Raw genomic sequence first — 12372 nt, forward strand, 5'->3', positions numbered from 1 at the left:
TCATGCGCATCATCGCCTGCGATACACTGGGCACATGATCACCGTCCTCCCAGCAGACTGCGCCGACATTCCGATCTTGTGGCAACTGCGCACGCGCGCACTGCGCAAGCAATGCGCCGGCCACTACGCCCCCGACATCTTGCGCACCTGGGCCGCGGCACCTGCCCCGGCCACTTATCCGGCATTGCTGGCCCAAGGCGGCGGCATCAAGGCCAACATCGGCAGCGAACTCGCCGGCTACGCCATCCTGGACCTGGAGCGCAACGAGGTGGACGCCGTTTTCGTCGACCCGCAATTTGCCGGCCAAGGCGTCGGCAAGGCCTTATTGCGTGCATTGGAACAGATGGCCGCGCAACCGGCAGCACTGCACCTTTACGCCTCGTTGAATGCAGTGCCGTTCTACGAAGCGGCAGGCTACCGCGCAATGAAAAGCACGCAGTACCAGCACCCATCGGGGATTCTGCTGGACTGCGTGTTCATGGAGCGCGCTTAAGCGACTTTCTTGTTTTCGTCGAAGAATTGCTCGTCCTCGGTCGAACCGTGCAGCGCCGTAGTCGAACTCTGGCCCTGCTGGATGGCCTGCGTCACCGCATCAAAATAGCCGGTACCGACTTCGCGCTGGTGCTTGACTGCGGTGAAGCCCCGCGCTGCCGCTGCGAACTCGGCTTCCTGCAATTCCACGAAAGCAGACATCTGGCGGCGCGCATAGCCATGCGCCAGGTTGAACATGCCATAGTTCAGCGAATGGAAGCCCGCCAGCGTAATGAACTGGAATTTGTAGCCCATGGCGCCCAGCTCTTTCTGGAACTTGGCAATGGTCGCATCGTCCAGGTTCTTCTTCCAGTTGAAGGAAGGCGAACAGTTATACGCCAGCAGCTTGCCGGGGTATCTGGCATGCACCGCTTCCGCGAAGGCTTTGGCAAAGGCCAGGTCCGGCTTGCCGGTTTCGCACCAGACCATGTCGGCATAAGGAGCATAGGCCAGGGCGCGCGAGACCGACTGCTCCAGGCCATTGCGGACTTTGTAGAAGCCTTCCACGGTGCGCTCGCCGGTGCAGAAAGGCTTATCGTTGTCATCCACATCGGAGGTCAGCAAATCCGCTGCCTCGGCATCGGTACGGGCAATGACCAGGGTCGAAGTGCCCATCACGTCGGCAGCCAGGCGCGCGGCAGTCAGCTTTTCAACAGCCTCCCGGGTTGGCACCAGCACCTTGCCGCCCATATGGCCGCACTTCTTCACGGATGCCAGCTGGTCTTCGAAATGCACGCCCGACGCGCCGGCTTCGATCATGGCCTTCATCAGCTCGAAAGCGTTCAGCACGCCGCCGAAACCGGCTTCCGCATCCGCCACGATAGGCGCGAAGAAGTCGATATCGTCTTTACCCTCGGACCATTGGATCTGGTCCGCACGCTGCAACGTGTTGTTGATGCGGCGGACAACCATCGGCACCGAATTGGCCGGATACAGCGACTGGTCCGGATACATCTCACCCGCCAGGTTGGCATCGCCCGCGACCTGCCAGCCGGACAGGTAAATCGCCTTCAAGCCAGCCTTGACCTGCTGCATGGCCTGGTTGCCGGTGAGCGCGCCCAGCGCGTTGACGAAAGGCTCGGTAGTCACCAGGTCCCACAGCTTTTCCGCACCGCGCCTGGCGAGGGTGTGCTCGATGGCCAGCGAGCCGCGCAAGCGCACCACGTCTTCAGCGGTGTAAGTGCGGGTGACACCCTTCCAGCGTGGATTGGTATCCCAGTCGTGCTGCAGGGCCGCGATTTGTTGGGCGCGAGTTGCCATGATGATCTCCTACGAAAGCGTTAGAAAACGAAAACCGTTAGAGATATCTTAGGCTTGATTGTTCAGTGCAACAATTGTCTTATATAAGACATATGAGCACCATTTACTCGCATTAAATCAAAAGCTTAGCGCCAGCATTCCATGATACGGAATACCATTTCTCCTTTCGAGAGAAACAAAGGTTGTTGAATCGATGCACTTTCCATCGCATGAAATGATCATTTCACATCGTGGAAAGACCTGCCGGGCATCAGGCGAGCTTTTGCCGCGCCACCAGCACGCCATCCGCATCGGCATAGATCCAATCGCCCGGGCGCACCGCAACGCCGGCGATCGAAACGCTCACATCGCGCTTGCCGGCGCCATCACGTGCGCTGCGCTGGGGGTGGGTGGCCAGGGCCATGATGCCGACGTCGCACTGCGCCAGTTCCGCGCTATCGCGCACGCAGCCATCGACGATCACGCCCGCCCAGCCATTGTTTTGCGCCAGCAAGCCGAGCTGGCCACCGACCAGGGCCCGGCGCAAGCTGCCCCCGCCATCGACCACCAGGACCCTGCCGCCGCCCTGTCCTTCCAGGGTCGCACGCACCAGCGCATTATCCTCATGCACCTTCAGCGTCGCCGCCGGCCCGGCAAACTGGACACGCATGCCGAAATGGCGGAAAAACGGTGACAGCACTTGCAGGCTGCCGTCATCCAGCATTCCCGGATTTTCATCACAAAGGTCAGTCGTGGCAAAACTCATGGCATCACTCTCGGTTATGGACGATGGCCTGACTATATCAGGCTGCGGCGCTGGCGGTGGCGCGGGTGCGGCTGCCGACACCGGTGGCGGTGGCGATGGCGAGCAGCAGGAAGAAGGCGATGCCGGCAAAGACATGCTGGGGTTTGCCGGCGTCCATCATCAAGCCAAACAGCAATGGGCCTACCGACAGCCCGCTGTCCAGTCCGGAGTACACCACGCCGTACACGCGGCCCGTGGCATTCTTCGGGGCGGCCGCGCGGATCATCAGGTCGCGCGAGGGGCCGGCAATGCCGGAGAAGAAGCCGACCAGTGCCATCATTACCAGGGCGCCCCAGGCAGGGACTACGGCCAGGCCAAGCAGCAGGGCCAATATGGCTGCCAGCGCGAACGCAGCGGCAATCGTACGGTCATGGTTCTTGCGCCCTGCACCGAGGAAGCCGCCCAGCATCATGCCAAGCGCGGACGCCAGCATATAGGCCGTGAACGCGCTGGTGGCCATCGCCAGCGACATGCCGTACAGCTTGACCAGCCCGGTCGATGAGAAGCTCTGGATGCCGCCCAGCGCCAGCGCGGTCAGGAAGAAAAAGCCGAAGCACATCCATACCGAAGGCAGGCGCAGGAAATCCAGCGTACCGCCTTGGGATGCGCCGGCGACGTGGGGAACAACCGGATCGGGACGCAGCGCTGCGCGGTTCCACCACAGGATTGCCAGCACGATCGCGGGCAGCGCGGCCGCGCACAGCAAGGCCGTGCGCCAATCCGAGGCGCTTGCCACGCCGGTCAGGAACAGCGGCGCCGCAGCCCAGCCAATGCTCCCGCTCACGCCATGCACCGAAAAGCCATGCGCCAGCCGCTCGCGCGATACGCGCTGGTTGAGGATGGTGTAGTCCGCCGGGTGGAAGATGCTGTTGCCCAGGCCCGCCATCAGCGCGCCTGCCACCAGGCCGGCATAGTTCTGGGCATGCGACAGCACCAGCGCCGAAATGCCCAGCATCGCCATGCCGGAAAACAGCACGCGGCGCGCCCCGACGCGGTCCACCACGAAGCCGGCCAGGGCCTGGCCAATGCCGGAAACGACGAAGAACACCGTCATCAGCAGGGCCAGTTCGGAGTAGCTGAGGCCAAAAGCCGTCTTCAGCCAGGGAAACAGCGCGGCCAGGATCAGGTGGTAAAAGTGCGAGACGCCATGCGCCAGCCCGACCAGGCCGATGACGCGGGCATCCGTGTGGAAGGTGTGCTTATCCATTGCCAGTCTCATTGGTGTGAAGAATGCAAACATTCTAGAAAAACCTGGCACGTCTGTTTTGAGCTAGTATGACATCATTTATCGCAAAACCGCCATCCCATGCCCGTCCAGATCGTCACCCACACAGGGCCACATGAAAGCCGCCGCGAGCCGACCGCCGTGCAACCAGTTACCATGATTGCACGTGACCTGGTCAGCGAGCGTTCCCTGCAGGCCCATACCCACGATTGCGCCCAACTGACCCTGGCGCTGGAAGGGGTGATCCGCGTGAACGCGATGGACAGCAGCTGGATCGTGCCGCCGCAGCGCGCCATCTGGACCGCGGCCAATGTCGAACATTCGTTGAGCGTGATCGAGACCGCGCGGCTACGGCCGGTCTACGTCGTCTCGTCGTTCGATCCCTTTCCCGGCGAACCGTGCAAGGTGCTCGAAGTGTCGCCGCTGCTGCGTGAACTGGTCATGGCACTGGAGCAGGAAGACCCGGAAGTGCCAACCCGCCGCTCCCAACTGATCAGCGGCCTGATCCTCGATGAATTGCCGCACCTGGCAACACGCCCGATCCGCGTCCCCATGCCACGCGACAAGCGCCTGAAGAGCCTGTGCGATGCCTTGCTTGCCGATCCGGGCGCAACCCACACTTTGGCAGCGTGGGCAGGCAAGGCCGGGGCATCGGAGCGTACGCTGGCGCGCCTGTTTGAAAAGGAACTGGGCATGAGCTTCGGCCAGTGGCGCCAGCAAGCGCGGCTGGCGCATGCGGCGCCGATGATCTCCAGCGGCATGCCCTTGTCGCAAGTGGCCGATGCGCTGGGCTATGCCAGCCAGTCCGCCTTTACCGCCATGTTCCGCAAGACCTTCGGCTGTCCGCCAACCGAGTTTTTCAATACCCGCATCTGATTTAGATCAAAGCCACGGTTGTTTGCCTCCCGGCCGCGCTTGCCTGCCGGCCTTCGCAGTGCCTACACTCATTGCGGAGGCGCGGCCTGCTGGCGCTGCGTTGTTTCAGCGTCGAGCATTTCCCGCAGCTTCACAAACAATGGTGCCGTGGCAGTGTGCTTGCGGCCATACCCCAGGTTGAAGGCGTAGTCGAATTCGGGCGGATTTTCGCCCTGGTTGTGTTGGAGGATGGTTTCCAGCTTATCGAAGGCTTTCACGGCCTGGGCTTCCGGCGTGGCGGCAGCTTCGTACTCGTCCCACAGGGCGATGATTTCCGCCCGCAGTGGCGCGTCGAGGTCGCGCGTCAGGGTGTGCAAGTCTTCGCGCTCCTGCGCCGACTTGCCGGGATGGGCGTGCTGGTCGATTGCGGGGATGTCGCCGTGGATTGCTTCGCCGAGGTCGTGCACGATGCACAGCTTCAGCACGCGGGCGAGATCCAGACCCGGCAACTCGTCGGCGAACACCAGCGCCATCAGCGCCAGCCGCCAGCTATGCTCGGCGGTGCTTTCCGGCCGTCCGGTCGAGGTGAACCCGCTGCGCAGGACGCTTTTCAGCCGCTCCGCTTCACGCAGGAACGCCAGCCGGCCGGCCAATGTTAACTCTTTCATGCAGTGCTCCTATCCAGAAGCATGAGCATACGCAAATTGGAGGTTGTATGTCATCCCGTTTTCAATGGCCCGCAAAATGGTGGCAGTGGTTGCTGGTCTATCCGGGGCTGGCCATTGCCCTGATCCCGATCGTCAACGATTACGTCAAGTCCCGTGACGGCGACGGTCAAGTCGCGCTCTGGACCAAGAATATCAGCTGCATTGAAGCGCCCTTCGCTGGTGTCCTGAACGAATTCAATGTGCAGACATCCGCCACGATCTGCAAATCGGGCGATGTGCTGGTGCGCTTTATCGGTCCTGGCGACAAGCGCGCCTACCGCTGGGTGGCGGTGGAGCTGTTTGGCTTGCGCAGCACAGGCACTTTCAGCCTGATTGGCAACGCGATGGCCCAGGCGCCCGCCGCGCGCCAGCGGGAAGAGACCGTCTGCCAATGGAAGCGTCCCGATGGCTGGATCATTCGCAGGGTCAAGATCGAGGGCAGTTGCTACGAAGAGCACATCTGGGCCGCGACTGGAGAAGTCAGGCGCAGGCCTCAGGTTGACTGCCGTGCGCCTTGCGGCTGAAATTCAAGCCTTGCGGAAGGCCAGTTCGTTGCCCTCGGCATCGATGCGGATCGTGTCTTTCGGGCCGAAGCGGCCTTCCAGGATCAGCTTCGACAGCGGGTTTTCGATCTGCTGCTGCACGGCGCGTTTCAGCGGACGTGCGCCATACACCGGGTCGTAGCCCGCCTCGGCGATCTTCTGCAGCGCGGTGTCGCTCACTTCCATGCCCATGTCCATGCGCTTCAGGCGCTGTTCCAGGATCTGCAGCTGGATGCGGGCAATCGAACCGATATGCTTGTCGTCCAGGCCATGGAACACCACGATCTCGTCGATCCGGTTGATGAACTCCGGACGGAAGTGCCCGCGCACCTCGGCCATTACCGCCAGTTTCACCACGGCCGGATCGGACTCGTCCAGCGACTGGATCTTCTGCGAGCCGAGGTTCGAGGTCATGATCACCACCGTGTTCTTGAAGTCCACGGTGCGGCCCTGCCCGTCCGTCATGCGGCCATCGTCCAGCACTTGCAGCAGCACGTTGAACACGTCCGGGTGCGCTTTCTCGATCTCGTCCAGCAGGATCACGCTGTAGGGCTTGCGCCGCACGGCTTCCGTCAGGTAGCCGCCTTCGTCGTAGCCCACATAGCCCGGCGGCGCGCCGATCAGGCGGGCCACCGAGTGCTTCTCCATGAATTCGCTCATGTCGATGCGGATCAGCGATTCTTCCGAATCGAACAGGAAGTTCGCCAGCGCCTTGGTCAGCTCTGTTTTACCGACCCCGGTGGGGCCGAGGAACATGAAGGAGCCATAGGGGCGGTTCGGATCCGACAGGCCGGCGCGCGAACGGCGGATGGCGTCGGCCACCGCGTTGATCGCTTCATCTTGCCCCACCACGCGTTCGTGCAGCTTTTCTTCGATATGCAGCAGCTTGTCGCGTTCACCCTGCATCATGCGCGACACGGGGATGCCGGTCGCACGCGATACCACCTCGGCGATTTCCTCCGCGCCGACCTGGGTCCGCAGCAGTTTGGGCTTGTCGCCTGACTGTTCGGCGGCGCCGGCGGCCTCGGCATGCTTCAACTGCGCCTCCAGTTCCGGCAGCTTGCCGTACTGGAGCTCGGACACGCGCTGCCAGTTGGAAGCGCGGGTCGCCTCTTCCATCTGCTGCTTGATGCGCTCGATCTCTTCCTTGATGTGGGTGGTGCCCTGCACATTGGCTTTCTCGGCCTTCAGCACTTCCTCGTAATCGTTGTACTCGCGTTGCAGCTTGGCGATTTCATCGTCCAGCAATTGCAGGCGGGCTTTCGAGGCTTCGTCCTTCTCGCGCTTGACGGCTTCCTTCTCGATCTTGAGCTGGATCAGGCGGCGCTCGAGCTTGTCCATCACCTCAGGCTTGGAGTCGATCTCGATCTTGATCTTCGAAGCGGCTTCGTCGATCAGGTCGATCGCCTTGTCCGGCAGGAAGCGGTCGGTGATGTACCGGTGCGACAGCTCCGCCGCTGCGATGATCGCAGGGTCGGTGATTTCCACCTTGTGGTGCAGCTCGTACTTGTCCTGCAGGCCGCGCAGGATGGCGATGGTCGCTTCCACGCTCGGCTCGTCGACCAGGATTTTCTGGAAGCGGCGCTCCAGCGCGGCATCCTTCTCGATGTATTTGCGGTATTCGTCCAGCGTGGTCGCACCCAGGCAATGCAGCTCGCCGCGCGCCAGCGCCGGTTTCAGCATATTGCCGGCATCCATGGCGCCTTCGGCCTTGCCGGCGCCGACCATGGTGTGCAGCTCGTCGATGAAGACGATGGTCTGGCCTTCGTCCTGCGCCAGTTCCTTCAGCACGGACTTCAGGCGTTCTTCGAACTCGCCGCGGTACTTGGCGCCGGCCAGCAGGGCTGCCATATCGAGCGACAGCACGCGCTTGCCGCGCAGCGAATCGGGCACCTCGTTATTGACGATGCGCTGCGCCAGCCCTTCCACGATGGCGGTCTTGCCGACACCCGGCTCGCCGATCAGCACTGGATTGTTCTTGGTGCGGCGCTGCAGTACCTGGATGGCGCGGCGGATCTCGTCGTCGCGGCCGATCACAGGGTCCAGCTTGCCCATGCGGGCGCGCTCGGTCAGGTCGAGCGTGTATTTCTTGAGGGCTTCACGCTGGCCTTCCGCTTCCTGCGAATCGACCTTGGCGCCGCCGCGCACGGCGTCGATGGCGCTTTCCAGTGCCTTGCGCTGCAAGCCGTTCTCGCGTGCCAGCTTGCCGGCGTCGCCCTTGTCTTCAGCGATTGCCAGCAGCACCATTTCGCTGGAGACGAACTGGTCGCCGCGCTTCTGGGTTTCGCGGTCGGCCTGGTTCAGCATATTGACGAATTCACGGCTGACCGTGACGTCGCCGCCGGACACCTTGGGCATGCGCTCCAGCGCATGCTTCAGGGCCTGCGCCAGTCCGCCGACGTTCACGCCGGCGCGCTGCAGCAGCGAGCGCGCGCCGCCGTCCTCCTGGTTGAGCAGGGCCAGCAGCAGGTGCGCGGGTTCGATGTATTGGTTGTCGTTGCCAACGGCCAGGCTTTGGGCATCGGCAAGGGCTTCTTGCAGTTTTGTTGTGAGTTTGTCTTGGCGCATTTCGAACGCTCCTGATGAATTGTCAACGACAATTTAAGGACGCGTTGACAGTTTTCAAGACCACTTGATTAAAGCTTCATCGTCGCTGCTGCGCGCGTCTACCCAGCGGGCTCCCTCGGCCGTCTCTTCCTTTTTCCAAAATGGCGCCTCGGTTTTCAGGTAATCGATGATGAATTCACAAGCCGAGAACGCCTCCCCGCGGTGCGGCGAGGTAACCGCCACGAGCACGATCTGGTCCATGGGCTTGAGCGGCCCGACGCGGTGGATGACCAGCGCGCCATAGATCGGCCAACGGACCCTGGCCTGGTCGATGATGGCCTGGATCGACTGCTCGGTCATGCCCGGGTAATGCTCCAGCTCCATCCCGGCGACGGAGGCGCCCTCATTGAGGTCGCGCACCGTACCGACAAAGCTGACTATACCGCCAACTTTCGCGTTTCCGGCGCGCAGTTGCGCCACTTCCCGGGACAAATCGAAGTCCCCTTCCTGGATGCGTACTTCGCTCATTTGCCCTCCGCGCCGATCTTGCGAAATAGCTGCTCGATGCGGCTGGCAGTGCGTGCATCGACCAGTGCCGGCATGGCGCACAAGGCCAGGAACTGGGCGGCGTGACTGGCCGGCTTCTGGCCGGACTTGAGGGAGCTCTGCAATACTTCCACCTGCATTTTCAATCGGTCTTTCGCAAATTCGGCGCCACTGTCGATGCCGGCCACGATTTCCAGGCGCAGCACTTCGGACAGCAGGCGCCCACGGTTTTCCTGCAACTGGCCGGCGTAGGCGGCGCGCGCGCCGGTGCCCTCCCCGGCCGCTTTCAGCGCGGCGTCGAAACGGGTACGCAGGGTGCGCTCCTGCTCGGCCGGCAACGCCGGCAACGCCTGCCAGCGGGCGCCCCAGCCGGCGCTGTCGATGTCGCCGTCTTCCGTGAGCGCGTTTTCCAGCGCCTGCACCAGGCGCAGCTTCTCGCGCAAGGCGTTGGCCTGGGCGGCGCCGGCCCGCTTGCGGATGCTGTCGGCCTGCGATTGCAGGGCGCCGACGGCGGCGCGGTAACGCTGGTCGATTTTCTGCTCGCTGGCGCGCGGCACCACGCCTGAGGCGTGCCATGCTGCCGCGGCATCCTTCAGTGCCTTGCCGATGGCGGCCAAGACGGCCTTGTCGTCGCCTTCGAACGTGGCCGATTCGAGCCCGGCGCAAATCGCTTCGCGGACGTGCAGGTGGGCCTTGCGTTCGTGGTCGGCGGCGTGGGCATGCTCCTTGCGCCGGGCGAAAATCTGGTCGCAGGCGGCACGGAATTTCTGCCATAGCGCCTGCTCGGTCTTGCGCTCCAGCGGCAAGGCGCGGGCATGGCCCTGCCAGGACTCCTGCAGGCGGCGCAGGGTGTCGATAGTGTGGCGGTCCAGCGGATTCAGTTTGCCGACTTCCTCGATCAGCTGTTCGCGGCGTGCCACTTCGATCTTGCGCTGCGAGTCAAGGGGCGCCATGAGGGTGTCCATCGCCTTGCTGAACGCGGCGTCCAGGCGCTTCTTGTCCTTGCGGTCAATGGTGCCCAGGCGGCTCCAGGCCTGGCGCAGGCGTTGCGTCGAAGATGCCAGCGTGCGCCAGTCATGGGTATGCGGCAGGTTGCCCGAAGCCGATTCCTCGCGATCGGCCTGGGCGCCGCCGGCCGCTTCCAGTTGGGCGGCGTCCCTGGCGATCAGGGCGTTCGCTTCGTCGACCAGTTGTTGCGCTTTTGCCGCATTGGCGTGGCGCTCGTCGGCCAAGTGTTTGAAATGGGCGGCGGCCGGGGCGTATGCGGCGGTACAGGCGGCGTCGAATTTTTCCCACAGCGATTTGGGCGCGGCGCCGGAAACGCCGTCCAGCGCCTTCCAGCGTTCGCGCATGCTGCCGACTTTCTTGGCCAGCTCGCTCATGCCGAGGCCCTCGGCCGGCAAACTCTCCACCGCATGCACCAGTTCTTCGCGCGACACATTGCCGCCCCAGCGTGCCCAGTCGCCCAGGCGCTTCAGGTCGGCCCGCGCGTGCGCCAGGCGCTCGGCCTGGGCCGGCGACAGGCGGCCGGTCTTGCTCTCCTTCAGCGTCTTATCATGCTCAGCAGCAATATGCAGCTGGCCTTGCGCGAGCGCGGCCTCCATCGCTTCCACCAGGTCCATGAAGTGGCGGTTGGCTTCCTGCTCGGCAGGCGATGGTTTGTGCTTTTCCTTGGGCGGGCGCGGCGGGCGGACAGCCGCCACGTCATGCCCGTCGGCGCGCGTGACTCCCTCGCCTTGCGCTGGGGGGGGCGCACCGTCCCCTGGTTGCGGCGCAATTTCCCTTGCGCTTGCCCCGGCCGCGGGAACGTCGGCGGCCGGGGGAGCCGGCTGTTGCCAGGCGCGCTCGGCCGCCAGGGCGGCATCAAAATCGTTTAGGAGGTGGCGCGGCAGCGAAGCGCGCTCCGGCGCCGCCATATGCGCCTGGTGCTCGCCGGCCAGGCGTTCCAGTTCGGCAGCGTCGGGATGCTGGCGCAAGGCTGCCAGCGCATCGATCATGGCGCGCTGCAGCGAGACCTGGGCTTCGAGGCGCTCGGCCAGCGCATCGCGCACATGGGTAAATTCAGCCGCTGCGGCAGGCGCGGCATCCACCACCTTCCATTGGCGGTCCAGGTCGGCGACCAGGTTGGGCGTCAGCTTCTCATCAGCCAACAAACGCTGCGCCAAAGCAATGCACGCCTGCGCCTGCTTCTGCTCGGCCTGCACGTGCCGGATCGCATCGAGGCGCCCCTGCACCAGCTTGGCCACGCGCCGGTCCGAGTTGCGCACCGCCTGCTGCACTTTCTCCAGCGCATCCTGGGACACGACATGCTCGGCCGCCGCCAGCCGCACGTCGGCAAATTCACTGTTCAGGATGAGCTCAACCGCAGCAGTCTCGTCGCCCGCAAGGTTGCGGGCCAGCTCGGCTTGTGCCGAGCGGCGTTCCGCGGGAGTGCCGAGCGGCGCCTGCGAGCCGCCCGAACTGGGCTGCCCCGCAACGCTGGCTTGGCTGGCCTGCTGCTTGAAAAGGAACTCAAACATAGTTGTGCTATGAATGGATCAAAACCACCATCATAGCGCAGCACCGCCCCGGCAGGGGCGGCGAATGCAGGCACGGCGCATTCAGGCCGTATCCGCAGCGGCGCGATGGGCCGAACGCGTGCGCCGGTGGTAGCGCAGCTTCGGCACAGGAACCACGGCCTCGTGTTCGTCCCGCAGGGAGGCATGCACCTGCTTCGCTTGCGCCAAGGCTTTCCTGTCTTTGTCGGCGGAGGCCGGCACGCGGCGCGCTTCCACCACTTGAGCGTCGTGGGCCAGGAACTTGTTTGCAATATCGAACCAGGCCTCGCCACCGATGGTGGCGCGGGCGATGGTAAACAGTTCCTTTTCCTCCTTCTCCAGGCGCTGCAGCAGCACCGTGCAGAAAGTTTCGATCGATTCGCAGATTTCCGTCACTTGCTGTTCGCTGCATTCCACTGCCGTATCGAGTTCAGACTGCAGGCGCCGGATCACGGCCAGGGCAGACTGGTTCAATCGGCTCAGTTCGTCCAGCAACTGATTCGCTTGTTCCGTCGCATTTTGCAGCGCGGGAATCAGGTACAGCTCGATCTTGCGCCAATGGCAGGCCTGGTACAGGCGCTCCAGGGTTTCGCAAGCATATTCAAGCTGGGAGAGGGTCAAGCGCTGTTGCCGCAACAGCGTCGATTGCACGTATTTTTGAAACGACAGCAGGCTAAGGCGCACGTTAGCCTGTTCAACGGATAGCGCAACTAATGTGTATGTGGCCGTTAACATTCTTGCTCCCAAATATCGCTACGCGGAAACGGAAGTACAAGTGTAAGTTAGCCCAACAGGTTCGCTTTGACCTACATCAATGTAGCGTCACGCGCCCTCCACA

General features: G+C 63.3%; 11 protein-coding genes. 3 read left to right on the forward strand and 8 right to left on the reverse strand.

Annotation, left to right across the window (positions count from 1 at the left end; translation table 11 throughout):
* Window positions 1-34: 34 nt before the first annotated feature.
* Window positions 35-493, forward strand: coding sequence for a GNAT family N-acetyltransferase (locus ACWBU6_RS20120; protein ID WP_452645160.1), 459 nt, complete (start codon window positions 35-37; stop codon window positions 491-493).
* Here ACWBU6_RS20120 and aceA read toward each other — a convergent pair.
* From aceA to ACWBU6_RS20135, 3 genes are all read right to left on the reverse strand, one after another.
* Window positions 490-1791 (reverse strand): isocitrate lyase, encoded by a 1302-nt coding sequence (aceA, locus tag ACWBU6_RS20125; RefSeq protein WP_452645161.1) that lies wholly within the window; start codon window positions 1789-1791, stop codon window positions 490-492. The genes ACWBU6_RS20120 and aceA overlap by 4 nt on opposite strands.
* Window positions 1792-2041: 250 nt before the next feature.
* Complete coding sequence (gene rraA, locus ACWBU6_RS20130) at window positions 2042-2536, reverse strand: ribonuclease E activity regulator RraA (protein ID WP_452645162.1); 495 nt, start codon at window positions 2534-2536, stop codon at window positions 2042-2044.
* Window positions 2537-2573: 37 nt separating this feature from the next.
* Window positions 2574-3782 carry an MFS transporter gene (locus ACWBU6_RS20135; RefSeq protein ID WP_452645163.1) on the reverse strand — a complete coding sequence of 403 codons (1209 nt, stop codon included), beginning with the start codon at window positions 3780-3782 and terminating at the stop codon, window positions 2574-2576.
* Window positions 3783-3956: 174 nt separating this feature from the next.
* Between ACWBU6_RS20135 and ACWBU6_RS20140 the strand changes: the two genes are divergently transcribed.
* Window positions 3957-4676, forward strand: coding sequence for an AraC family transcriptional regulator (locus ACWBU6_RS20140; RefSeq protein WP_452645164.1), 720 nt, complete (start codon window positions 3957-3959; stop codon window positions 4674-4676).
* Between the two features lie 68 nt (window positions 4677-4744).
* Here the strand turns inward: ACWBU6_RS20140 and ACWBU6_RS20145 are convergent, their stop codons facing one another.
* A complete protein-coding gene (locus tag ACWBU6_RS20145; RefSeq protein WP_452645165.1) occupies window positions 4745-5323 on the reverse strand; it encodes an HD domain-containing protein in 579 nt (192 codons plus the stop codon).
* 47 nt (window positions 5324-5370) lie between these two features.
* On the opposite strand from ACWBU6_RS20145, the gene ACWBU6_RS20150 reads away from it, so the two are divergent.
* Window positions 5371-5886 (forward strand): hypothetical protein, encoded by a 516-nt coding sequence (locus ACWBU6_RS20150; RefSeq protein WP_452645166.1) that lies wholly within the window; start codon window positions 5371-5373, stop codon window positions 5884-5886.
* Window positions 5887-5889: 3 nt separating this feature from the next.
* Here the strand turns inward: ACWBU6_RS20150 and clpB are convergent, their stop codons facing one another.
* From clpB to ACWBU6_RS20170, 4 genes are all read right to left on the reverse strand, one after another.
* Complete coding sequence (gene clpB / locus ACWBU6_RS20155; RefSeq protein WP_452645167.1) at window positions 5890-8472, reverse strand: ATP-dependent chaperone ClpB; 2583 nt, start codon at window positions 8470-8472, stop codon at window positions 5890-5892.
* A 54-nt stretch (window positions 8473-8526) separates the two neighbouring features.
* Entirely contained in the window at window positions 8527-8979 is a 453-nt protein-coding gene (locus ACWBU6_RS20160) for a molybdenum cofactor biosynthesis protein MoaE (protein ID WP_452645168.1), read from the reverse strand.
* The gene (locus ACWBU6_RS20165) at window positions 8976-11516 is read right to left on the reverse strand and encodes a DUF349 domain-containing protein (RefSeq protein ID WP_452645169.1); all 2541 of its coding nucleotides are present in this window, start codon (window positions 11514-11516) and stop codon (window positions 8976-8978) included. The genes ACWBU6_RS20160 and ACWBU6_RS20165 overlap by 4 nt, the downstream gene beginning before the upstream one ends.
* Before the next feature lie 81 nt (window positions 11517-11597).
* Window positions 11598-12269: a hemerythrin domain-containing protein gene (locus tag ACWBU6_RS20170; protein WP_452645170.1), complete on the reverse strand. Its 672-nt coding sequence runs from the start codon at window positions 12267-12269 to the stop codon at window positions 11598-11600.
* Window positions 12270-12372: the final 103 nt, after the last annotated feature.

The sequence above is a fragment of the Pseudoduganella sp. HUAS MS19 genome (assembly GCF_053615455.1).

Bases quoted from the DNA above. Each gene is read 5' to 3' on its own strand.
- aceA (WP_452645161.1), bottom strand. From the start codon at position 1,791: ATGGCAACTCGCGCCCAACAAATCGCGGCCCTGCAGCACGACTGGGAT.
- ACWBU6_RS20165 (WP_452645169.1), bottom strand. From the start codon at position 11,516: ATGTTTGAGTTCCTTTTCAAGCAGCAGGCCAGCCAAGCCAGCGTTGCG.
- ACWBU6_RS20135 (WP_452645163.1), bottom strand. From the start codon at position 3,782: ATGGATAAGCACACCTTCCACACGGATGCCCGCGTCATCGGCCTGGTC.
- ACWBU6_RS20145 (WP_452645165.1), bottom strand. From the start codon at position 5,323: ATGAAAGAGTTAACATTGGCCGGCCGGCTGGCGTTCCTGCGTGAAGCG.
- ACWBU6_RS20160 (WP_452645168.1), bottom strand. From the start codon at position 8,979: ATGAGCGAAGTACGCATCCAGGAAGGGGACTTCGATTTGTCCCGGGAA.
- ACWBU6_RS20150 (WP_452645166.1), top strand. From the start codon at position 5,371: ATGTCATCCCGTTTTCAATGGCCCGCAAAATGGTGGCAGTGGTTGCTG.
- rraA (WP_452645162.1), bottom strand. From the start codon at position 2,536: ATGAGTTTTGCCACGACTGACCTTTGTGATGAAAATCCGGGAATGCTG.
- clpB (WP_452645167.1), bottom strand. From the start codon at position 8,472: ATGCGCCAAGACAAACTCACAACAAAACTGCAAGAAGCCCTTGCCGAT.
- ACWBU6_RS20120 (WP_452645160.1), top strand. From the start codon at position 35: ATGATCACCGTCCTCCCAGCAGACTGCGCCGACATTCCGATCTTGTGG.
- ACWBU6_RS20140 (WP_452645164.1), top strand. From the start codon at position 3,957: ATGATTGCACGTGACCTGGTCAGCGAGCGTTCCCTGCAGGCCCATACC.
- ACWBU6_RS20170 (WP_452645170.1), bottom strand. From the start codon at position 12,269: ATGTTAACGGCCACATACACATTAGTTGCGCTATCCGTTGAACAGGCT.